The organism is Flagellimonas meridianipacifica, assembly GCF_003001695.1.
GTDB lineage: Bacteria > Bacteroidota > Bacteroidia > Flavobacteriales > Flavobacteriaceae > Flagellimonas > Flagellimonas meridianipacifica.
Window position 1 is genome coordinate 1,194,600 of the sequence record NZ_PVYX01000001.1, and the last position, 21,633, is coordinate 1,216,232.

The 21,633-nt window shown below is 39.9% G+C and carries 21 protein-coding genes; 11 read left to right on the top strand and 10 right to left on the bottom strand.

Annotated elements, in window-relative coordinates; genetic code table 11:
* Positions 1–25: 25 nt before the first annotated feature.
* Together CLV81_RS05355 and CLV81_RS05360 are read left to right on the top strand one after the other, a co-directional pair.
* The gene (locus CLV81_RS05355; RefSeq protein WP_106144008.1) at positions 26–382 is read left to right on the top strand and encodes a YciI family protein; all 357 of its coding nucleotides are present in this window, start codon (positions 26–28) and stop codon (positions 380–382) included.
* An 85-nt stretch (positions 383–467) separates the two neighbouring features.
* Positions 468–1,709: an RNA polymerase sigma factor gene (locus CLV81_RS05360; RefSeq protein WP_106144009.1), complete on the top strand. Its 1,242-nt coding sequence runs from the start codon at positions 468–470 to the stop codon at positions 1,707–1,709.
* 8 nt (positions 1,710–1,717) lie between these two features.
* On the opposite strand, the gene CLV81_RS05365 is transcribed toward CLV81_RS05360, so the two are convergent.
* The 4 genes from CLV81_RS05365 to CLV81_RS05380 form a co-directional block, all read right to left on the bottom strand.
* The gene (locus CLV81_RS05365; protein ID WP_106144010.1) at positions 1,718–3,136 is read right to left on the bottom strand and encodes a Gfo/Idh/MocA family protein; all 1,419 of its coding nucleotides are present in this window, start codon (positions 3,134–3,136) and stop codon (positions 1,718–1,720) included.
* A gap of 119 nt (positions 3,137–3,255) precedes the next feature.
* Positions 3,256–3,906 carry an HD domain-containing protein gene (locus CLV81_RS05370; protein ID WP_106144011.1) on the bottom strand — a complete coding sequence of 217 codons (651 nt, stop codon included), beginning with the start codon at positions 3,904–3,906 and terminating at the stop codon, positions 3,256–3,258.
* The gene (locus CLV81_RS05375; protein ID WP_106144012.1) at positions 3,906–4,640 is read right to left on the bottom strand and encodes a lysophospholipid acyltransferase family protein; all 735 of its coding nucleotides are present in this window, start codon (positions 4,638–4,640) and stop codon (positions 3,906–3,908) included. Before CLV81_RS05375 ends, CLV81_RS05370 begins: the two co-directional genes overlap by 1 nt.
* A gap of 75 nt (positions 4,641–4,715) precedes the next feature.
* On the bottom strand, positions 4,716–5,126 hold the full coding sequence (locus CLV81_RS05380; RefSeq protein ID WP_106144916.1) for a BrxA/BrxB family bacilliredoxin: 411 nt from the start codon (positions 5,124–5,126) through the stop codon (positions 4,716–4,718).
* A 122-nt stretch (positions 5,127–5,248) separates the two neighbouring features.
* On the opposite strand from CLV81_RS05380, the gene CLV81_RS05385 reads away from it, so the two are divergent.
* From CLV81_RS05385 to CLV81_RS05400, 4 genes are all read left to right on the top strand, one after another.
* Complete coding sequence (locus tag CLV81_RS05385) at positions 5,249–5,989, top strand: tellurite resistance TerB family protein (protein ID WP_106144013.1); 741 nt, start codon at positions 5,249–5,251, stop codon at positions 5,987–5,989.
* Between the two features lie 58 nt (positions 5,990–6,047).
* Entirely contained in the window at positions 6,048–6,632 is a 585-nt protein-coding gene (locus tag CLV81_RS05390; protein WP_106144014.1) for a HupE/UreJ family protein, read from the top strand.
* An 82-nt stretch (positions 6,633–6,714) separates the two neighbouring features.
* Positions 6,715–7,152, top strand: a complete 438-nt coding sequence (locus CLV81_RS05395; RefSeq protein ID WP_106144015.1) for a deoxycytidylate deaminase — start codon at positions 6,715–6,717, stop codon at positions 7,150–7,152.
* Between the two features lie 23 nt (positions 7,153–7,175).
* Positions 7,176–8,807 (top strand): S41 family peptidase, encoded by a 1,632-nt coding sequence (locus CLV81_RS05400; RefSeq protein ID WP_106144016.1) that lies wholly within the window; start codon positions 7,176–7,178, stop codon positions 8,805–8,807.
* Here CLV81_RS05400 and CLV81_RS05405 read toward each other — a convergent pair.
* A complete protein-coding gene (locus tag CLV81_RS05405) occupies positions 8,804–9,007 on the bottom strand; it encodes a hypothetical protein (protein ID WP_106144017.1) in 204 nt (67 codons plus the stop codon). The two genes, CLV81_RS05400 and CLV81_RS05405, sit on opposite strands and share 4 nt — an antisense overlap.
* Before the next feature lie 14 nt (positions 9,008–9,021).
* Positions 9,022–9,600: a MarC family protein gene (locus CLV81_RS05410; RefSeq protein WP_106144018.1), complete on the bottom strand. Its 579-nt coding sequence runs from the start codon at positions 9,598–9,600 to the stop codon at positions 9,022–9,024.
* A gap of 121 nt (positions 9,601–9,721) precedes the next feature.
* Here CLV81_RS05410 and CLV81_RS05415 point away from each other — a divergent pair, with 121 nt between their 5' ends.
* A complete protein-coding gene (locus CLV81_RS05415) occupies positions 9,722–10,294 on the top strand; it encodes a DUF3109 family protein (RefSeq protein WP_106144019.1) in 573 nt (190 codons plus the stop codon).
* Here the strand turns inward: CLV81_RS05415 and CLV81_RS05420 are convergent.
* Positions 10,284–12,107, bottom strand: coding sequence for a tetratricopeptide repeat-containing sensor histidine kinase (locus CLV81_RS05420; protein ID WP_245911928.1), 1,824 nt, complete (start codon positions 12,105–12,107; stop codon positions 10,284–10,286). The two genes, CLV81_RS05415 and CLV81_RS05420, sit on opposite strands and share 11 nt — an antisense overlap.
* A 156-nt stretch (positions 12,108–12,263) precedes the next feature.
* Positions 12,264–12,998: a LytR/AlgR family response regulator transcription factor gene (locus tag CLV81_RS05425; protein ID WP_106144021.1), complete on the bottom strand. Its 735-nt coding sequence runs from the start codon at positions 12,996–12,998 to the stop codon at positions 12,264–12,266.
* Positions 12,999–13,898: 900 nt separating this feature from the next.
* Between CLV81_RS05425 and CLV81_RS05430 the strand changes: the two genes are divergently transcribed.
* Together CLV81_RS05430 and CLV81_RS05435 are read left to right on the top strand one after the other, a co-directional pair.
* Complete coding sequence (locus CLV81_RS05430) at positions 13,899–14,885, top strand: ribonucleotide-diphosphate reductase subunit beta (RefSeq protein WP_106144022.1); 987 nt, start codon at positions 13,899–13,901, stop codon at positions 14,883–14,885.
* A 134-nt stretch (positions 14,886–15,019) separates the two neighbouring features.
* On the top strand, positions 15,020–17,497 hold the full coding sequence (locus CLV81_RS05435) for a ribonucleoside-diphosphate reductase subunit alpha (RefSeq protein WP_106144023.1): 2,478 nt from the start codon (positions 15,020–15,022) through the stop codon (positions 17,495–17,497).
* Between the two features lie 158 nt (positions 17,498–17,655).
* On the opposite strand, the gene CLV81_RS05440 is transcribed toward CLV81_RS05435, so the two are convergent.
* Together CLV81_RS05440 and CLV81_RS05445 are read right to left on the bottom strand one after the other, a co-directional pair.
* A complete protein-coding gene (locus CLV81_RS05440) occupies positions 17,656–18,306 on the bottom strand; it encodes a gluconate 2-dehydrogenase subunit 3 family protein (protein ID WP_106144024.1) in 651 nt (216 codons plus the stop codon).
* The gene (locus tag CLV81_RS05445) at positions 18,306–20,024 is read right to left on the bottom strand and encodes a GMC oxidoreductase (protein ID WP_106144025.1); all 1,719 of its coding nucleotides are present in this window, start codon (positions 20,022–20,024) and stop codon (positions 18,306–18,308) included. Before CLV81_RS05445 ends, CLV81_RS05440 begins: the two co-directional genes overlap by 1 nt.
* Before the next feature lie 138 nt (positions 20,025–20,162).
* Between CLV81_RS05445 and CLV81_RS05450 the strand changes: the two genes are divergently transcribed.
* Together CLV81_RS05450 and CLV81_RS05455 are read left to right on the top strand one after the other, a co-directional pair.
* Positions 20,163–21,158, top strand: a complete 996-nt coding sequence (locus CLV81_RS05450; protein WP_106144026.1) for a sugar phosphate isomerase/epimerase family protein — start codon at positions 20,163–20,165, stop codon at positions 21,156–21,158.
* Positions 21,159–21,174: 16 nt separating this feature from the next.
* Positions 21,175–21,618: a DinB family protein gene (locus CLV81_RS05455; protein WP_106144027.1), complete on the top strand. Its 444-nt coding sequence runs from the start codon at positions 21,175–21,177 to the stop codon at positions 21,616–21,618.
* Positions 21,619–21,633 lie beyond the last annotated feature (15 nt).

Genomic DNA, 21,633 nt, shown 5'->3' on the forward strand with positions numbered 1-21,633 from the left:
AAGGATGGACGAAAAATTTAGACCAATGAGTAATTTTTTGTATTTGTTTAGAGGCGGGGACGAAGCCTATGCGAAACTGTCCCAAGAGGAAAAACAGGCCCATATGGAAGTTTGGGGAAAGTGGATGGGAGGCCTCCAAGAAAAAGGCCATCTATTGGACGGTCTCCCATTGGATGGGGATGGAAGAGTAGTGCATAATGGAGGAGAACTCGTTACCAATGGCCCACATGCTGAGGGAGCTGAATTGGTTGGAGGGTATTTGATTATTTCCGCAAAGAGCTTGGACGAAGCTACTGAGATTTCCAGAAGCTGTCCTATTTTCGATTATGAGGGAAGTACAGTAGAGGTAAGACAAATATTGGACATGGAAGATCATGTATGACCTTCCCAATACCTAACCTTTTAGATTATGCTGGGAAACACGGTTAATAAGGCCATTTGTTTTTCAGCATAACATTTGTTCCAAAATGACCAACAGCAACCTAAACCATACCATAGACCATCTTTTTCGTAATGAATATGGAAAGCTCATATCATTACTTACCCATAAATATGGCGTTTCCTTTTTGGAGCAAATTGAAGACGCCGCACAAGACACCTTTTTAAAAGCAATGCAGGTTTGGGGATATCAATCTATTCCGGATAATCCTACCGCATGGTTGTTTAGGGTAGCACAGAACAGACTTATCGATGTGCTTCGCAGAGATAAGAAATCGGATTTGATGGGGGATAAGCCTTTTCCAAAGGAAAAAACGAACAAGGAAAGTAAAGTTATATTGGAAGATGCGCTTGAGGATAGCCAGTTGAATATGATTTTTGCCTGTTGTCACCCTACACTTTCCCAAGAATATCAGATTGTTTTGAGCCTTAAACTGATGGGGGGATTCAGTAACAAAGAACTTGCGGATGCTTTATTGAAAAAAGAAGATGCTATTGCGAAATCCTTTACTCGGGCAAAAAAACAGTTTCGGGAAAAGGTACAGTTCCTTCAGATTCCGGTACAGATGGGTTTGCAATCTCGATTGTTCCAGGTACTCCGTGTTATCTATTTGTTGTTTTCTGAAGGATATGCTGCCACTACTGGAGCGCAACTTTTAAAAAGGGATATTTGTTATGAGGCGCTTAGGCTGGCGTTGTTGTTACGTAAAAATAAATATTGTTTTCACCCAAATCTGGAAGCTTTGATCGCTTTGATGTGTTTCCACGTTTCCCGTTTTGAAGCGAGGTTGGACAAAGAAGGGAACCTGGTGTCTTTAGAACATCATGATAGAAGTCTGTACGACCAAGAATTGATTCAAATTGGGATTTATCATTTGCAGCAGGCAGGCACAAAAGACCAAACCCCATCCCACTATCATTTGGAAGCTGCCCGTTCTTACTACCATTGTACTGCATTATCTTTCAGCGAAACGGATTGGAAAAATATTCTGTATTTGTACGATGTACAGCTTAAACAACAATACTCCCCAATGGTTGCTCTAAATAGAATTGTTCCTTTTGGAAAGGTGCATGGTCCCAAAGCTGCGTTAAAAGAATTAAGGCTTTTGGAACAGCAAACCGATTTCTCAAATTCAGGCCTTTTTTATGCAATATGGGCAGAGCTTCTTAAAGAGGACAATGATGTAACCTTTGAAACTTTTTTGAAAAAGGCAATAGCACTATCCGAAAATGATTTGGTAAAACAACATTTGATGAAAAAGTTGAGATAGTCTTAAGATTAGCCTAAGCCCCATCCTTCTCTGTATTCTCTACTTACCCACTCGTTGGCCTTGTCATAATTGGTAATCTTCATGTTGGCACCATCCCATTGAAGTTTTCGGCGGCCTGGATATACAAATCCTTTCCTGCCAGGTCGTATTTCCTCCATTACCTTATATTGATAGGCCTTTACTGCTAGGTTGCCCATAAGAACGGATTCGGTCAAAGGACCTGATTTGGAAAAATCTGATGAGGCCTTTGAATTACCCAAACAAGCATCTACCCAGTTTTTGATATGCCCATTCATACCCTCCTCAATTCTTGGCAAAGTAGGTTGCGGTTCGTTAAAAATACCCATCAAACTGGAAGGTAGAAGCCTAGCATTACGCGAATAGGTATCACAAACTATGATCCCTTTGCTTCCATAGATTACAGAACCTCCCCCACGATCTCCAACTGTTTCACCATCCTTTAACTCATCAGGTAGATCGGGCATTATTCCGCCATCATACCAATTCAGAGCTATATTGCCATGTTCGACATGCTCAAATTTCAAATGGATTTTAGATGAAGGAGGACATGAGGCACTGTAATCAGCCTCAACAAAATCGTCTACCCAAACAGTAGTGCAACTCGCCTCGGCTTCTTTTGGATAGCCCAAATCCAAAACAGAAAAAGGAGTTTCCATAATATGACATCCCATATCACCAAGAGCTCCTGTACCAAAATCCCACCAACCTCGCCATTTGAACGGTAAATAGGCCTCATTATAGGGTCGCATGGATGCTGGCCCCAACCAAAGATCCCAATCCAGCCCTTTCGGAATTCGTTCTTTGGTGGTTGGCATAGGGACACCCTGAGGCCATACGGGCCTATTGGTCCAACAATCAACAGTATGAACTTTTCCGATGAGCCCAGCTTTCACCCATTCTTTGGCTTTTCTACTTCCTTCACTCGATGCACCTTGGTTCCCCATTTGCGTTACTATGCCATTTTCTGCAGCCACTTGGGTCATCAATCGTGCTTCACGTATGTTGTGTGTCAACGGTTTCTCCACGTAAGCATGTTTTTTGGCCCTCATGAACGGAAGTGAAATTACTGCGTGGGTATGGTCTGGAGTAGCGACCATAATTGCATCGATATCATCTAAATGCGAATCATATACTTTGCGAAAATCCTTAAATCGTTTTACATCTGGGAAAAGCTGATAGGTGCCTTTGGCCCTTCTGTCATCTACATCACATAATGCCACAAATTTCACTTTTTGGGTAGCGGCCAAACCTTCAATCACACCTCTACCACGACCGCCTACTCCAAAGGCGGCTACGTATAGCGTATCGCTTGGAGCAACATGGTTTTTGCCCAATACAAAACTTGGAACAATAGTAAAAGCAGCAGAAGCTGCCGAAGCATTTTTAAGGAATTTGCGTCTTTGCATGGTATGGTTCTTTGGAGGAAATTAAGATACGAAAAAGAACCAAGTATACACTCCCCGTTCTTAGAATCATTATGCTGGAAAAAAAACTATAAATTCTAAATGTTGATGAAGCAGAAGGCTTAGGGATTCCACTCTTTATAGAACCTGTCCAGAAAATCAAGCATAAATTGATGCCGTTCCTTGGCCATTTTCTTGCCCGTTTTGGTGTTCATTTTATCCTTGAGCAAAAGCAGCTTTTCATAAAAATGATTGATTGTGGGAGCGTTGGACTTTTTGTATTCCTCTTTGGTCATGTTCAGATTAGGGGAAATCTCAGGATTGTATAGTTCTCGTTTTTTGAATCCCCCATAATTGAAGGTCCTGGCAATGCCAATGGCGCCAATTGCATCCAATCTATCTGCATCTTGCACCACCTTGAATTCGTTGGATGAAAAAGAAGGGTTTCCATCCAAACTGTTTTTGTATGACATGTATCGGATTATGTTGGAAACATGTTCTATGGTTTGCTCGTCTACATCTATGGACTTCAGAAATTTGGTGGCCATTTCAGGACCGATTTCTTCGTTGCCATCGTGAAATTTAGGGTCTGCGATATCGTGAAGCAGCGCAGCCAATTCTACAGTAAGAGAATCCACTTTCTCTTCCAAGGCAATTTTTTTTGCAGTTTTGAAAACGCGTTCTATGTGAAACCAATCATGTCCGCCTTCAGCTCCATTCAATGTTTCCTTAACGTATGAAATGGTCTTGTCTATGAACTGCTCTCGATTCATTAAGGTTTGTTTATGCCCTTTTTAATTAGGGTTTCGGTTTCATTGATCAAGAACTCTGAATCATCATTGTTTTGAATAGGTTGATGCACTTCAAATGTAAGATGGCTTCCCAAACCCATCGGAAACTTTCCATACCTTAAGAGCTTCCAAGAATTGTTTATACTTATTGGTACAATCCAAGCAGATGGAGCATTGGCCATTAGTACCTTAAGTCCAGTGGTATGGAATTTTTTGGGTGACCCATCTCGACTACGTGTACCCTCCGGAAAAATAACCGCGCTACGATGATGTTTTTCAATATATTTTCCCAATTTCTCAAGCTGTTCTACGGATTGCTTCGCGTCCTTCCTATTGATAAGTACGGAACCCCCATGTCTCAAATTGAAGGATACACTTGGAATCCCTTTTCCCAATTCAATCTTGCTCACAAATTTGGGATGATACTCTCGCATATGCCAAATTATAGGAGGAATATCATACATGCTCTGGTGATTGGAAACTATGATCAAGGGAACGTTTTTGGGGATGTCATATTGGTTCTTGAAGGTATATCGGGTGCCTAGGATGTTGGTACATCGCATAAGGAACCAATTCAGGATAGAAACACTTCGTTTGTGCATTTCATAACCAAATACTCTAAGACAAAACCACTGTATTGGATGAAAAACGACCAATGTAAGCCCGAAAAGAATAAAAAAGAAAACCGTCAGGGGATAAGAAAGTAGCTTTTTCACTTTTGGATTAGGTTAGGTGTAAAAATAAAAAAACCACCCGTTGAGGTGGTTCTTTCCATTGATTTTTTAAACCAACTAGCAGAATTCGTTATAAGCTTCCATCAAGTTGTCGGCAATCAGTTCTGCGGGTCTTCCCTCAATATGGTGTCTTTCAATCATGTGTACCAATTCACCATCCTTGAATAAGGCCATACTAGGTGAAGAGGGTGGAAAAGGAACCATAAGGTTTCTTGCCGTATCAACAGCTTCGGTATCAACACCAGCAAAAACAGTAACTAAATTGTCAGGTGTTTTTGAGTTCTGGAGGCTTAGTTTGGCACCAGGTCTTGCATTGGCCGCAGCGCAACCACAAACCGAATTTACAACCACTAAAGTGGTACCTTCTTGCTTTAAAGCCTCTTCTACGGCCTCACTTGTATATAGTTCTTGGAACCCGGCGGTAGCTAAGTCCGCTCTCATTGGTTTTACTAATTCTTCGGGATACATAGTCTTATTTTTTATTCGAATTTCAAAGATAGGGGTTTTGTCGGTTTTTTTCACGGCCCTTAACATGGAGTAAAGAATTCTTACTGGTCAAAAAACTATCTTTGCCCCTTACTCGGTTTGGAATGATTAAATGGGTTGCAGCCTTTTTGGGATATTTTGTACTTCGGTTTCCGGGAGCTATTCTTGGCTTCTTGATTGGAAGTTTTTTAGACAATTTGAATGGAGGGGGGTCGCGTGATGCAAGAACCATTTTTAGGGAGTATACCCAACCCAATGTCTCCCCGGCGGATTTTGAACTGAATCTGCTTTCGCTCTGCTCAATCATCATCAAGGCAGATGGACAGGTAAGCCAAAAGGAACTGGATTATGTACGTCAGTATTTTTTGAGTACTTATGGAAAGGAAAAGGCCAATGCTATTTTTAGAACATTCAATGAGGTCATTAAGAAGAGGGAGATTTCTGCACAGCGCATTTGTTCCTATCTAACTCAGCGAACCAGGTACGAGGTTCGTTTACAATTGCTCCACTTTCTTTTTGGGATTGCCCAAGCTGATGGTCAAATCAGCAAGGCAGAAGTAAACAAGTTAAGGGAAATAGCAGGTTATTTAAGGCTAGGAGCCCATGATTTTGAGAGTATCATGGCGATGTTCATAAAATCGGCTGACAACTCGTACAAGATTTTGGAAATCGATAAGAACGCTTCGGATGATGAAGTAAAAAAAGCCTATAGAAAGATGGCTAAAAAGTACCACCCCGATCGTGTGGTAACCGAAGATGAAGCAATTAAAAGGGGAGCTGAAGAAAAATTTAAGGAAGTGCAAAAGGCCTACGAAACTATTCAAAGAGAAAGAGGGATTTCTTAACTTAGGCAATTCTTGAGTTTTTAACTCTTGATATTTATTAACCCCCAATCTTTAAACTATGCAGGAATTTTGGTTTTATGTCAACTTGGGCTTCAAGCATGTCCTTGATTTCGGAGCTTATGACCATATTTTATTCTTGGCCGCCTTGGCTACCCCATTTACTTTTAAGCATTGGAAGAGAGTCATAATTTTGGCTACGATTTTTACCATTGCACATTGTACTTCCTTGGCTCTTTCTGCTTTTGATGTCCTAACGGTTGATGTAGGACTAATCGAATTTCTAATTCCTGTTACCATCTTTCTCACCGCCCTTCTTAACCTGATTTATGTGAACAGGGATGCTGTGAATATTGGAATGTACCTACATAGTTTGGCCACGGCATTTTTTGGATTGATACATGGATTTGGTTTTTCCAATTACTTCAAACTTTTAATGGCCGAGGAAGAAGATAAGGTTACACCTCTTTTGGGTTTTGCTACGGGGATTGAATTTTCCCAAATTGCCATTATCTTGGTTGTTTTGGGTCTAGCATTCTTAATGCAAAGCATTTTCAAAGTGAAACGAAAGTATTTTATCACTTTTCTATCCGTTTTAATCATGGCTATTACAATACCTTTATTGATTGCAACGTTCCCCAAATAAGGGATTGTTAAATTTCATCGAATAAGATTGTAAGGGTCTTTCAAAGCAGGTATCTTTAAATCAATAGTAACTTCTGGAATCTATGAAGGAAAGCAAACAACTGAAGTACGATAAGGCATATCTGCGTATGGCCAAAGAATGGGGTAAGCTTTCCTATTGCAAAAGAAAACAGGTCGGTGCTATTATAGTCAAAGACCGAATGATTATTTCGGACGGATATAATGGAACGCCTACGGGATTTGAAAACTTTTGTGAGGATGAAGAGGGGTATACCAAGTGGTATGTTTTACATGCTGAGGCTAATGCTATTCTCAAAGTAGCGGCTTCAACCCAGTCTTGTGAAGGGGCCACTTTGTACATCACCCTTTCTCCATGTCGTGAATGCAGCAAGCTTATCCATCAGTCTGGCATAAAACGTGTAGTTTACAGTACGGCTTATAAGGATGATTCGGGATTGAGATTTTTGGAACGAGCAGGAGTGGTTATTGAACATATACCACTTGTTGAAGAAATGGTTTAGGATCCACTAGAGTAAATTAGTTAATGGAAAAAAAGTTCAACTATATATGGCCTACCTTACTTGCTTTGGCAGTGGCCATTGGTATTTTTATAGGAGGGAAACTTCACTTTGATGATACTCCGGAGAAACTCTTCTCCACCAATTCAAAAAAGGATAAGCTTAATCGGCTTATTGATTATATCGATTACGAATATGTTGACGAAATTGATACCGATAGCATAGTTGACGTAACAGTTAACAATATTCTTGGAAAACTGGATCCTCATTCGGTTTACATCCCTAGAAGTGAGATGCAGGAAGTATCTGAAAACATGAAGGGGGATTTTGTGGGTATTGGGATTAGCTTTTACATGTATCGAGATACCATTACGGTAATACGAACAATAAAAAATGGCCCGAGCTATATCAGTGGTATAAAACCCGGAGATCGCATCCTAATGGCAAACAATGATACTCTTTTTGGTAAGCGTATAGCCAACAATGAAATTGTTTCCAGGCTTAAGGGGAAGGCAGGCACCAAGGTTGATTTGAAAGTATATAGAAAATCTGAGGACAAGTTGATGGCCATGACGGTTACTCGTGACCGTGTGCCGATTAAAAGTGTAGAGTCCTATTACATGCTTACGCGAGATATGGGCTTTATCAAAATCAATCGGTTTGCGGAATCTACATTTGATGAGTTCAAGGATGCCCTCAGAAAGTTGAAATTGCGAGGGGCGCAAAAATTGGTTCTGGACCTCAGGGATAATCCGGGAGGATATTTGGGCATCGCAGAAAAACTAGCCGATGAATTTTTGGTGGATGATAAACTCATCCTGTTTACAAAAAACAAAAAAGGAAGAGTAAAGAAAGCATATGCCACCAAAAAAGGAGATTTTGAGGACAAGCCAGTTTACGTACTGATCAATGAACGTTCCGCATCAGCTAGCGAAATTATTGCTGGAGCACTTCAGGATAATGATGTGGGCACCATAGTTGGGAGACGCTCCTTTGGAAAAGGATTGGTGCAAAGGGAGATGGATTTGGGTGATGGGTCCGCTGTCCGTTTGACCGTTTCCCGCTATTACACCCCGACAGGGCGCTCTATTCAAAAATCGTATAAGAACGGGAATAAGGATTATTACCAGAAGTTTATCGATAGGTACCGAAGCGGAGAACTTGTTTCTGTAGACAGCATCAAAGTGGCGGACTCACTAAAATTTAGAACCCCGAAGGGTAAAATTGTCTATGGCGGTGGGGGTATTATACCTGATGTATTTGTTCCTATTGGTAGTAATGAAGAAGAGGCGATTGAAAGCATGGACGATACCTACGAATTCTTTTCACGATTTGTGTTCGAGCATTTGGAAAAGGACAGAAAACAGTACGAAGGCTATACTAGGAACCAATTTTTGGACGACTTCCAAGTAGATGACATTCTATTTGATGAGTTCATTCAATTCGTGCTGAATAGAAAAATCAAGTTGGATTTTTACGCACAGGAAGAAAAAATCAAAGATTATCTAAAGGCTAATATCGCCGAACAGATTTTTTCTCCCAATGTAGCTGCACAAATAAAGGGAGAGCACGACCAAATGCTTCAAAAAGTTAAGGAATTGGATGCTGAATCTCTATACGACAAGAAGGAAATAGGTGCACTCGACCCAAAGAATTAGTCTTCTTTGATTTTTTTGTCAATCTTCTTCGAGGTCATATATATCAACAATAATACAATGGCACACAATGGAGCCAGAACACCTATCAAGGCAATGGTGCTTTCTCCTTGAAAAGGGTCTGAAAAATCCACTAGGGTAACATTATATGATATAAGGCCTACAGCCATTAGAATCAAGAAAACCGTCAGTACTTTATTCATTTCGAATCTGGGTGTTATTGCGTCAATAAGAGGTTAATGTTCGTGGCAAAAAGCTTCACTGAAATCGCCAAAAGAATAACCCCGAAGACTTTTCTAATTATATTAAGTCCATTTTTTCCCAAAAGACGTTCAATCTTAGAACTAGACTTTAATACAATATATACAAAGATAATGTTTAGTATTATGGCCACTACAATATTTTCCACGGCGTACTCAGCTCGCAAAGAGAGAATGGAAGTCATGGTTCCCGCGCCTGCAATAATTGGAAAGGCAATGGGCACTATGGAAGCACTTTCAGGTTCATCATCTCTATAGAGGGTAATTCCCAAAATCATTTCTATGGCCAAAAAGAAGATGACAAAAGCACCTGCCACGGCAAAAGAATTTACGTCGATACCAATCAAGTTCAAGATGCTTTCCCCAACAAAAAGAAAGGCTACCATAATAAAAGCCGCCACAATGGATGCTTTTTCCGATTGAATATGCCCAACCTTTTTTCGTAGGGATATTATAATGGGGATACTTCCCAAAATATCGATCACAGCAAAAAGAACCATAGTTGCGGTAACAATCTGTTTTATGTCAAAATTCATGGTCGCAAAAATTAAGTCTGCAAATTTACGAGTAAAAAGCACTTTTAGATGCCATAAATAGGTGCAGAAAACTTCAATTTTCTAGTTTGGATTATTTTTGATAAAAAATTCGTGTTTTATCATGTTCCAAATAGGCAATACCATAGTTTCTGAAGATATCATGGACAACGATTTTGTCTGCAATCTGAATGCTTGTAAAGGCGCTTGTTGCGTAGATGGTGAATATGGCGCGCCTTTGGAGGATGAGGAAACCAAGACTCTATCTGATATTTTTGAAAAGATCAAACCCTACTTAAGGCCAGAAGGAATTAAGGCAATAGAAGAACAAGGAACCTTTGTAAAAGGGGAAGACGGTGAATGGGAGACTCCATTGGTGGATAAAAGTGAATGTGCTTACGTGGTTTTTTCAGATACGGGTATTGCCAAGTGCGGTCTGGAAGAAGCTTACAATGCTGGGGTGACAGAATGGAAAAAGCCTATCTCCTGCCATTTGTACCCCATTCGTACTCGTGAATACACAGAATTTACTGCTGTAAATTACCACAAATGGGAGATTTGCGACCCAGCTTGTAGCTTGGGTAAGGAATTGGAGGTTCCCATATATAAATTTGTCAAAGAAGCGTTGGTCCGAAAGTTTGGTGAAGCATGGTATCAAGAACTGGAACTTGTGGCGGCGGAACGTGCTAAACTGTAGGAATTTCCAAAATGACCTTGGTACCTTTGGGTTGTCCCCCATCGTCAAAAAGGTCTACAATATGCACATCGAACTTGTTCTGGTAGTCTTTTGCGAAATTGGCCAAACGCTCTTTGGTAATCCGAATACCAACTGATTTTCTTTTTAAAACCCTTTTTTCCTTGTTGGTTTGAGCTGCGGTCCTTCCTATACCGTTGTCTACAATTTCAATGTTGATATGATGCTCTCCTTTCTTTTTAATGTTCAAATGAATCATTTTTTCGCCCTCTTTAGGAGAAAGTCCATGCCATAAGGAATTTTCCAAAAAAGGCTGAAGGGTGAGTGAAGGAATTTTAATACTGTCTGGGCAGATATCCTTATCTATGGTGATATTGAAATCAATTTCGTTGGAGAATCTTATGTTCTCTATGTTCATATAGAGTTCTACAGTTTCCAGTTCTTCGGATAGAGGAATCTCCTTTACCGATGAAGCTTCAAGTATTTTTCGAACGAGCTTTGAGAACTTGTTTAGGTAGTGAACGGCATTTTTTTGCTCGTTGTTGATGATATAGAGCTTAATGGAGTTTAGGGAGTTGAACAAAAAGTGAGGATTCATCTGACTACGCAGTATATTTTGCTCCAGACTCAAAACACGTTTTTCGTTTTTACTTTGGTACTGCCTGTATAAAATGTATAGAATGGAAGATATTAGCCCAACAATAAGAGAGCTGACCAATAAAGTAGTTTGATTTTTTCTAAGACGAAGGCGAACAATCTCATTCTCTTTAGCAAGAACAGAAATCTCATTGGTCTTTTTTTCAGCTTCATAGCGAACAATTATATCCGTCATATAACGCAAGTTAGTTGCGTTGCTGATTTGGGTTTCATAATCATCCGCACGCTTATAATACTCGTAGGCCTTTTGATAGTTGCCCTTGGCTAGCTGATAATCTGATAGTTTTTGATACCCGTAGAGTACATTGCTTGGCATGTTATGGTTTTGGGCCATAGCAATGCCTTCGTTGATAAATGCTTCGGCTTTATCATAATTGCCCAAGACAGTATGTGCCCATCCTGTATTGATAAAAATCGCTGATGTTATAAAGTAATCTCCAATATTCTTGGAGGTCTCATGAAGGGGCTCCAAAAGTACGAGAGCGGCATGGGGCATGTTTTGTTTCATGTAGATTTGGGCCAAACTATTTTTACAAATGGTACGTCCATAGTCTGAATCAATCTCTTCATTATAGGCCAGGGATTTTCTGTAGTTTTCCAGTGCGCCTTCCAAATCCCCTTTAAGCTCTAAACAATCCCCTATATTTTGATGGTTAATGGCCAGACCTAACTTGTTCCCCAAATCCCCTTCAAGCTTTAAAGCTCTTTTGAATTGTGTTATCGCCAAATCATATTGATTTAGACTCTTATATAAGTGGCCAATGGAGTTTAAGGAAATATTTATATGTCGTTGTATATGATGGGATGGGTTTTGAACGGCTTCAGCCAGTGCAAGGGCCCGTTGATGATGATCCAGACCGGTTTTTATGGCATCTGTTCTGCGATATACCACACCCAGCATGTTTAGACTGAGCACTTTGAATTCGGTATTGTTTATTCCTTCAGATATCTCCAGCGCTTCTTGGTGCAGGTCCGCCGCTTTCTTGAATTGGGAAGTATTCCGATACCTAGCTCCTAATTGATTGAGTCCATAGGCTTCTCCTTCCTTGTAATTTTCCTCATTACAACGAATGGAAAAATAACGCATTAGTGTAGTATCCTCTCGAACCGTTTTCAGTTCAGAATTCAGCTTCAGATAAGTTTTTGGCTTTAGTTTCACCAACGTTTCCGTCTTGTTTTTGAAATCCTGAGGGATAGTTTGTGAACGGACATGGGAAGTGGACCAAAAAAAAACTTGGGTCAGGAAAAAGGCTTTTAGGGTTAGCCGAAATGATTTGGTATTGTTCAACAAATAAATAATAGTCTCCTCTTGCTTTTACAGCAAATCCAAAAAATCGGATTTTTTCTGCCGTGAGACGGGTATTTTGTGATTGGATTCCAATACTACGTACCCATCCGTTTTTAGAAATTCCTTTATCTTGTTGAGGTTGATTATGTATGAATTATGTATCCTAAAAAAACTATGATTTGGCAAAAGAGCATTTACCTCTTTCAGTTTTTTTGTCAACAGTATCTTCTGCCCATCGCTTAAATAAATGGTACTGTAATTCCCATCAGATTCGGCATAAAGAATATCATCACTATGTAAAAATACCAATTTACCATCAGTATTGATTGTTATTTTCTTGCTTGGTGATTCAGCATTGAAGTTCAGAAGGATTTTTTCCAGTTTTTCTGCCGTGTAATTTCTGGCGTTGAACTTTTTGATTTTGGAAATGGTAACTTTCAAATCATCTGAATCTATTGGTTTCAACAAGTAGTCAATCGCTTCATTTTTTAAAGCTTGCAGCGCATATTGATTATAAGCTGTTGTAATGACCACAGGAAAATTCTTGTTCTTGAGGGTTTTTATAAACTGGAATCCATCCATCGCCGGCATTTCAATATCCAAAAACAGACAGTCCGGTGTATTGCGCTCCAAATAGTTCAAAGCTTCGTGGGCATCAGTGAAAGAAGCTATGATATCTACCTCGTCACTCAAATTGGTCAACTCCCAGCTTAAACTTTGGAGTGCTTTGACTTCATCGTCTACGATTACTGCTTCTAACATGGGTCGGGGTTATTGCTTATAATCAAATGTATAATATTCTGTTTAATCATTTTAAAATTATGTGCTAATGGACATTTTATGCTTATAAATGGAGCAAAACGCAGCATAAGGGGAAATCATAGGTTTTTTCCTTCAATTTATGGACATTTTCTTTTCACACTTTCATTGCTCTATGGTTAAACAAAGCCATTTATACAATAATCCGTGTCGTCCATACATACCAAGAGCAGAACTTTGATTTGTATTTCTACTTTAGCTTCCATAACCTCACCAAACAGATATGAAAAAGTGTATAATTCTCTTTTTAATTCTAGTTGTAACGTTAATTCTAGCTTCAATATCCGAACAACAAGAATTGAAGATTGAACCAGAATGGAAGGAATTGGCGGTTAAAGAGTAGAATCGCATTTCAAAATAAGATCTTTGATATTACCAGAAAACGTACGGCCAAAGCAACCAACCTCATGAGTGGAACTGCTTAAAAAATCACTTCTTGATTTTTTCAACGTTCAAATTTGGTTTTAGGTTTTGGGGGAACTACCTAAAAACTATAAAGAGAAGGCTTGAAAGATTGAGAACGGCCGTACACTTTGGTAATTGAACATATAAGTAAACACGTTAAGCAATTTTCATAAGTAAGTTAGACCAAAGAAGTATATTCATTTATACTCTTTGGTCTTTTTTTTATTGTTCAAGTCTGGTCAAAAAATATGTACAACTGTTGATTTTCACGAAGCCAACAAACATCACTTGCGAACCTAGATTTCAACAAGTTGTGTTAAAAACTTTGGCTTCTATTTCCTAAAACAAACTTTACAATCTGATCACATTTTTGAATCTTTGTTAGCCCTATTCGCAGGGAGATTTTCGTCCAGTATTACTAATTTTTATTAAGAAACTATGTCAGCAGCAGTAGAACCTATTTTGCAAGAAAATGAAGACCGATTTGTTATTTTCCCAATTCAACACCATGATTTATGGGACTGGTACAAAAAATGTGAGGCTTGTTTTTGGACTGCTGAGGAGATAGACCTTCATCAAGATTTGACGGACTGGAACACCAAATTGAGTGATGACGAGCGTTACTTCATCAAGCACATCTTGGCCTTTTTTGCTGCGTCCGATGGTATAGTTAATGAGAACTTGGCCGAAAACTTCGTGAACGAAGTTCAATATTCCGAAGCCAAGTTTTTCTATGGTTTTCAGATAATGATGGAGAACATCCATTCTGAAACATATTCCTTGTTGATTGATACATACGTGAAAGATGAAAAGGAAAAAGGCATTTTATTCAAGGCCATTGAAAATTTCCCGGCCATCAAAAAGAAAGCGGATTGGGCTTTGAGATGGATTGATTCTCCAAGTTTTGCAGAACGCCTTATTGCTTTTGCAGCGGTAGAAGGAATTTTCTTTTCAGGAGCCTTTTGTTCCATTTTCTGGTTGAAGAAAAGAGGTCTTATGCCAGGACTTACCTTCTCCAACGAACTGATTTCAAGGGACGAAGGAATGCATTGTGATTATGCTGTGCATTTACACAACAATCACTTGATAAATAAAGTGCCAAAAGAGCGTATCACCGAAATTATAGTTGATGCACTAAACATTGAAAGGGAATTTATAACCGAATCCCTTCCAGTGAGCCTTATCGGGATGAACGCAAAATTGATGACGCAATATTTAGAATTTGTAACGGACAGACTTCTAGTAGAATTGCAGTGCGAGAAAGTCTACAATGCTACTAATCCGTTCGATTTTATGGACATGATTTCTCTTCAAGGAAAAACCAATTTCTTTGAAAAAAGAGTTTCAGAATATCAGAAAGCAGGTGTTCTTAATAAAGAGAAGGACGCCGATTCACAGAAAATAAGCTTTGATGCTGATTTTTAGATAACCCACCAAAAAAAGCCCTCGGTCGCCCATCGAGGGTTTTTATGATCTTAACCTCAAGTGTTAAAAATTTAACACAAAAACGTTCTTTGGTAAAACCAATTAAGTATCATTATTAAAAATAATCGTAGCGCATGTATGTAGTAAAAAGAGATGGAAGAAAAGAGCCGATGATGTTCGATAAAATCACGGCCAGAGTTAGAAAACTTTGTTATGGCCTCAATGGTCTTGTGGACCCCGTTAAGGTTGCCATGAGGGTGATTGAGGGATTGTATGATGGCGTGACCACATCGGAATTGGACAATTTGGCTGCCGAGATAGCGGCAACAATGACCACAACACACCCCGATTATGCAAAGTTAGCGGCGCGCATTTCCGTTTCCAACCTGCATAAGAACACCAAAAAATCTTTCTCGGAAACTATGAAAGATTTATATGAGTATGTAAATCCACGAACTGGTAAAAAGGCTCCTCTTTTGTCAGACGAGGTTTATAAGGTAATTTCTGAGAATGCGGAGACCTTGGATTCCACTATTATTTACAACCGTGATTTTGGCTACGATTATTTCGGTTTTAAAACACTGGAACGTTCATACCTGCTAAAACTGAACGGCAAGATCGCGGAACGTCCGCAACACATGCTCATGAGAGTAGCTGTGGGCATCCATTTGGAAGACTTGGATGCGGCCATTGAGACCTACGAGCTGATGTCCAAGAAGTACTTTACGCATGCTACTCCTACACTTTTTAATTCTGGCACTCCAAAACCCCAAATGTCATCCTGCTTTCTATTGACCATGAAAGATGATAGTATAGATGGTATTTACGATACTCTGAAGCAAACTGCCAAGATTTCCCAATCTGCAGGAGGGATTGGTCTATCCATTCATAATATCAGGGCTACTGGGTCGTATATTGCGGGAACAAATGGAACTTCCAACGGAATCGTGCCAATGTTACGAGTATTTAATGATACTGCCCGCTACGTAGATCAAGGAGGAGGAAAACGAAAGGGAAGTTTTGCCATTTACGTGGAGCCGTGGCATGCGGATATTTTTGACTTTCTGGATTTAAAGAAAAATCATGGAAAGGAAGAAATGAGAGCACGGGATTTATTCTATGCCATGTGGATTCCAGATTTGTTTATGAAAAGAGTAGAGGCAGATGCAGAATGGACCCTGATGTGTCCAAACGAGTGCCCAGACCTTTTCAATACCCATAGTGAGGATTTTGATACATTGTACCTTAAGTACGAGTCGGAAGGAAAGGGAAGGAAGACCATTAAGGCAAGGGAGTTATGGGAGAAAATCCTTGAATCTCAAATAGAAACTGGGACACCTTATATGTTGTATAAGGATGCTGCCAATAGAAAGAGCAACCAGAAGAATCTGGGAACTATTCGTTCTTCCAACTTGTGCACAGAGATTTTGGAATATACCTCGCCAGATGAAGTAGCTGTTTGTAATCTGGCTTCCATTGCATTGCCGATGTTCGTAAAGAACGGGAAGTTTGATCACAAGGAACTGTTTAAGGTAACAAAAAGAGTTACCAAAAACCTGAACAGGGTTATTGACCGTAACTACTACCCAGTTAAAGAAGCAGAAAACTCCAATATGCGACACAGACCAATCGGTTTGGGAGTTCAAGGACTGGCTGATGCTTTTATCATGCTCAGATTACCTTTTACCAGTGATGAGGCAAAACAATTGAATCAAGATATTTTTGAGACCCTGTACTTCGCAGCTGTCACAGCTTCCATGGAACAAGCCAAAGAAGAAGGACCGTATTCCAGCTACGAGGGCTCCCCAATCTCAAAAGGAGAATTCCAGCACAATCTTTGGGGAATTAAAGATGAGGAGCTTTCTGGAAGATGGGATTGGGCCAAGCTTAGAAAAGATGTTTTGAAAAATGGTGTGAGAAATTCCCTTTTGGTAGCGCCAATGCCTACAGCTTCCACCTCTCAAATTTTAGGTAACAACGAATGCTTCGAACCTTATACTTCCAACATTTACACCCGAAGAGTATTGTCTGGGGAATTTATTGTGGTGAACAAGCACCTTTTGGAAGATTTGGTGAAACTGGGTCTTTGGAATGAGAATTTGAAGCAAGAATTGATGCGTGCCAACGGTTCAATTCAACATATCGACGTAATTCCAGAGGATATCAAGGAACTGTACCAGACAGTTTGGGAACTTAGTATGAAAGATATTATAGACATGAGCCGTCAACGCGGATATTTCATCGACCAGAGCCAGTCGTTGAACCTGTTCATGGAGAACGCCAACTATGCTAAACTTACTTCCATGCACTTTTATGCTTGGAAGAGTGGTCTGAAGACAGGAATGTATTACTTGAGAACGAAAGCGGCTGTAGATGCCATTAAATTCACTTTGGATAACACGAAAAAGAAAGAAGTTCCGGTTAGTGTGGCAGCGGAAGCAGAAGTAACCGCAGCTACCGCGAAAGGAGCTGAGACTATTCAGGTGGAGACTACTCCGGTAAGTCAACAGGAAGTGGACATTCAGCCAATGTCACCTGAAGAAATGAAAGAGATGATTGCACGCGCCAAAGAAGGCCAAGCTGATGATGATTGCTTAATGTGCGGTTCATAGTTTATACTGAACTTATCAGTATGTGATAGTGTTTATTGATCAAAGCGCCTCGGAAAGTTTTACCCCAAGAAACAAACTTCTGAGGTGTTTTTATGTTCAGGCATAAAAAATGGCCTTCATATGAAGGCCATTTTTGTATTAAGAAGAATATCAATTTATTATAAGGACCATGCTTTTCCTTCAGTAAGTGCCTCGATAGTATCACAGGGCACATATTGGCCTGGAATAGGCAGATAGGCCAAGACCTGCTCACCAACAAACTCGGAGTTTTTATAGGCCCAAATGGAAATGTCCCTAATTGAGTTGGCAAACATATATCGGGCAATCTCATCGTCCAATACAGCACTACCATTTTGCTCAATGGCCATAAAATACTCTCCTATAGCCTTATTATGGGCTTCTTCCACATCTTTGGTGCGCTTTTTTAAATAGGTGCTCAAAGCCGGAGTGAAGTCCTCTTCATTTAATTCTGCCAAGCTTTCTTTTTGAGCATCAGAAAGAACTTTGCCAAAAAACTTGTCCATTCCCAAATTTAAAAAATCCTGATGTTCCGGAGGTAATACCTCTTTCGCAAACTGATCTATAAAGACATGAACATTGACTTCAGTTGCAGAAGGAGTATCCGTTTTTGGGAGGATGATATCCACCAAGGTATGAATGGCAACGCCCTCATCCTTAGTCAAAAAATTAGGTGTCCAGTCCAGAACTTTTTTGGAGTTGCAACTTTGAACCAATCCTATTAAAGTGGGAGCCGCTACCGTATACCCGAAGGCCATTCCCATATTTTTAAGTGCTGTTCTTCTTTCCATCAGATATTTCCTTTTTTAAGTTCTTTTACAGCATGGTCTACTGCTCTTGCGGTAAATGCCATATATGTCAAAGATGGATTTACACAGCTGGCCGATGTCATAAATGCTCCATCCGTAACATACACATTTTTACAAGCATGCACTTGATTAAATCCATTCAGTACTGAGGTCTTCGGGTTGCGACCCATTCGCGCCGTACCCATTTCATGGATACCAAGTCCAAGAGCATAGGTTTCGTCATAGGTCTCTATATCCCTTGCCCCTGATTTCTCCAACATAGCGGCAGCCTGTTCCTGCATATCTTTTCGCATTTCAAGCTCGTTTTCCTTAATCTCGGCATCAAAGGTTACAGTAGGAAGGCCCCATTGATCTTTTTTCTCATAATCAAGGGTCATCTTATTTTCATGATATGGAAGAATTTCTCCGAAGCCTAACATATTCATGGTCCAACCTCCTGGCTTTAGAATACCTTCTTTCAACTCTTTTCCAAAAGAAGCTTCGGCAACCAAATCTTCATAATTACCTCTTCCAGCTCCCCCTTGGTAACCGTATCCTCTGGTAAAATTCTTCATATCACTTGAACCTCCTAAATTTCGGAATCTAGGAACATAAATGCCATTCGGTTTTCTGCCTTTATAATATTTGTCTTCAAATCCATCCATTTTTCCTTGGGCTCCAGCTTTAAAATGATGGTCCATTAAATTATGGCCCAATTCTCCGCTATCGTTGCCCAATCCATCTGGGAAACGGTCCGATTTGGATTGCATGAGTATTGAAGTTGATGCCACCGCTGAGGCGCACAAGAAAATCACTTTAGCCTTAAATTCATATTCCTCTTTGGTGAGCCGATCTATAACTTTTACTCCAGTAGCTTTTTTAGTATTTGGATCATAAATGACTTCGTGAACAATGGAGTCAGGTCTTAATGTCATATTTCCGGTCCTTTCCGCAGCAGGCAAAGTCGAGGAAACACTACTGAAATAAGCTCCAAAGGGACATCCTCGGACACAACGGTTTCTAAACTGACAACGTACTCGACCATCTCCCTCAAAACGTTTGTCACTATTTATATGAGCAACTCTTCCTGCTGTTATCACTCGGCCATCAAAGTGCTCTGCAACTTTTCCACGAACAAAATCTTCCACACAGTTGAGCTCCATCATGGGCTCAAATTTGCCATCAGGAAGTTGGGGAAGTCCCAACAACTCACCAGATACCCCAATGTATGACTCTACTTTATCGTACCATGGAGCTATGTCCTTATACCGAACGGGCCAATCCACAGCAACACCTTCTTTAGCATTCGCCTCAAAGTCCATTTCACTCCAACGGTAACTGTGACGCCCCCACATGATGGAACGTCCACCTACATGATATCCTCGCATCCAATCGAAGCGCTTAACTTCATTATAGGGATGTTCCAAATCGTTTACAAACCAATGTTGGGAATCTTTCCTGACAGTATATCCGGTTCTGGCTTGTTTTTCCTGTTTTGCAAGATCTTCCAAGGTAGCCTCTCCTGCATTTGGAAAGTCCCATGGGTCCATATTAGCAGTGGGATAATCCTCCCTGTGTTTTACCATTCTTCCACGCTCCAGCACCAAAGTCTTCAATCCATTTTCGCAGAGTTCTTTTGCTGCCCAGCCTCCGCTAATCCCAGTTCCTACGACAATGGCATCATAAGATTCCTGTTCTTCATTGTAATAAAACTTACTCATGTATTCCGAATTGTTTATTTTATAAATGTATTAATTATTAAATTAATTTTCTACATTTAAACCCTATGTTTATTGAGAATATGATACTATAACGTTGTAGTTTTTCTATTCCTTTAAATAATCAATAATCAAGCTATAATGAAGAGAAGAAGTTTTGTTCAAGGTACCCTTCAAGCTGGGGTTGCCTTATCGGTTTTTGGACTACATTCCTGTAAGCCCAAGCAAAAAGAGAAAGAAGTCATGAAAACGGAAGAAGAGAAAAAGACTTCACCGGTATTAAAACTGTCTTTGGCTCAATGGTCCATTCATAGAATGATAAATGAAGAAGGAATGGATCCGTATTTGTTTGCCGAAAAAGCAAAGGAGTGGGGTTTTACTGGCTTGGAGTACGTAAATCAGCTGTACGAGAACGAACCCAATACCAAAGGTTTTTCGGAAGAGGCTATGGGATACTTCGTGAAAAGATCCAAAGCCGAAAGCGAAAAGCACGGTTTGGAAAACTTGATTATTATGATTGACCATGAGGGGGACCTTTCCGCTGCTGATGAGAATGAAAGAAAAGAGGCAGTGGAAAACCATTTTAAGTGGGTAGATGCAGCTGCTGAACTAGGATGTCATTCAGTTAGAGTGAATCTAATGGGGAGCAAAGTAGCGGAAGAATGGACTGCTGCTTCTGTAGATGGGCTCACCCAATTATCCAATTACGCCAAAACCAAAAATATCAATGTGATTGTTGAGAACCACGGAGGTTTTTCTTCAAATGCGCAGATGCTGGTAGAGGTCATTGAAAAGGTAGGTCTACCCAATTGTGGCACACTGCCGGATTTTGGAAACTTCTGTGTAAAACGGGAGGATGGTTCTTATTTTTCCTCACCTTGTATTGAGGAATATGATAGATACAAAGGTATTGAGGAGCTAATGCCTTATGCGAAAGCCGTTAGTGCTAAATCGCACGATTTTGATGAACAAGGAAATGAAACCCATACAGATTATTCCAAAATGATGAATATTGTTAACGAAGCTGGGTATTCTGGATATGTTGGTGTGGAATATGAAGGAGATGTTTTGGGAGAAAAGGAAGGTATTTTAGCAACTAAAGAACTACTTTTAAAGGTAACGGGGCAATCCATGTGAAACACTCCAAATAAGGATGAAGGGATTTTTACAACAGCTTTTTGATTACAATTTTTACTGTAACAAACAATTGATGGACCAATTTGGACAAATGGACAAGTTGCCCAAAAAAAGCGTTAAGTTATTCAGTCATGTTTTGAGTGCGCATCATATTTGGAATCATAGGATACTTGAAAAGGTGCCCGAATTTGAGGTTTGGCAAAAACACGATGCAAAGGAGTGGTATGATATTCATTACGATAACCAAAGAACATCATTTGAGATTATTACCAATTCTGAAGATTTTGGCAGAAGGATAGACTATACTACCACTGAAGGAAGAGCATATTCCAATGAATTAAAGGATATCCTTTTTCACATCATCAATCACGCTACACACCACCGCGGGCAAATTTTAATGGATATGCGATCTTCCAAAATAGAGCCCATACCCATGGATTACATTTTTTACAAGAGATAATAAATCAACTAACGC

Excerpts from the sequence above, each read along its gene's own strand:
- CLV81_RS05440 (WP_106144024.1), bottom strand. The coding sequence starts at position 18,306 with ATGGAAAGAAGAACAGCACTTAAAAATATGGGAATGGCCTTCGGGTAT.
- CLV81_RS05365 (WP_106144010.1), bottom strand. The coding sequence starts at position 3,136 with ATGCAAAGACGCAAATTCCTTAAAAATGCTTCGGCAGCTTCTGCTGCT.
- CLV81_RS05410 (WP_106144018.1), bottom strand. The coding sequence starts at position 9,600 with ATGAATTTTGACATAAAACAGATTGTTACCGCAACTATGGTTCTTTTT.
- CLV81_RS05445 (WP_106144025.1), bottom strand. The coding sequence starts at position 20,024 with ATGAGTAAGTTTTATTACAATGAAGAACAGGAATCTTATGATGCCATT.
- CLV81_RS05430 (WP_106144022.1), top strand. The coding sequence starts at position 13,899 with ATGTCAGCAGCAGTAGAACCTATTTTGCAAGAAAATGAAGACCGATTT.
- CLV81_RS05390 (WP_106144014.1), top strand. The coding sequence starts at position 6,048 with ATGCAGGAATTTTGGTTTTATGTCAACTTGGGCTTCAAGCATGTCCTT.
- CLV81_RS05385 (WP_106144013.1), top strand. The coding sequence starts at position 5,249 with ATGATTAAATGGGTTGCAGCCTTTTTGGGATATTTTGTACTTCGGTTT.
- CLV81_RS05455 (WP_106144027.1), top strand. The coding sequence starts at position 21,175 with ATGAAGGGATTTTTACAACAGCTTTTTGATTACAATTTTTACTGTAAC.
- CLV81_RS05400 (WP_106144016.1), top strand. The coding sequence starts at position 7,176 with ATGGAAAAAAAGTTCAACTATATATGGCCTACCTTACTTGCTTTGGCA.
- CLV81_RS05355 (WP_106144008.1), top strand. The coding sequence starts at position 26 with ATGAGTAATTTTTTGTATTTGTTTAGAGGCGGGGACGAAGCCTATGCG.
- CLV81_RS05425 (WP_106144021.1), bottom strand. The coding sequence starts at position 12,998 with ATGTTAGAAGCAGTAATCGTAGACGATGAAGTCAAAGCACTCCAAAGT.
- CLV81_RS05360 (WP_106144009.1), top strand. The coding sequence starts at position 468 with ATGACCAACAGCAACCTAAACCATACCATAGACCATCTTTTTCGTAAT.
- CLV81_RS05380 (WP_106144916.1), bottom strand. The coding sequence starts at position 5,126 with ATGTATCCCGAAGAATTAGTAAAACCAATGAGAGCGGACTTAGCTACC.
- CLV81_RS05370 (WP_106144011.1), bottom strand. The coding sequence starts at position 3,906 with ATGAATCGAGAGCAGTTCATAGACAAGACCATTTCATACGTTAAGGAA.
- CLV81_RS05405 (WP_106144017.1), bottom strand. The coding sequence starts at position 9,007 with ATGAATAAAGTACTGACGGTTTTCTTGATTCTAATGGCTGTAGGCCTT.
- CLV81_RS05435 (WP_106144023.1), top strand. The coding sequence starts at position 15,020 with ATGTATGTAGTAAAAAGAGATGGAAGAAAAGAGCCGATGATGTTCGAT.
- CLV81_RS05415 (WP_106144019.1), top strand. The coding sequence starts at position 9,722 with ATGTTCCAAATAGGCAATACCATAGTTTCTGAAGATATCATGGACAAC.
- CLV81_RS05450 (WP_106144026.1), top strand. The coding sequence starts at position 20,163 with ATGAAGAGAAGAAGTTTTGTTCAAGGTACCCTTCAAGCTGGGGTTGCC.
- CLV81_RS05395 (WP_106144015.1), top strand. The coding sequence starts at position 6,715 with ATGAAGGAAAGCAAACAACTGAAGTACGATAAGGCATATCTGCGTATG.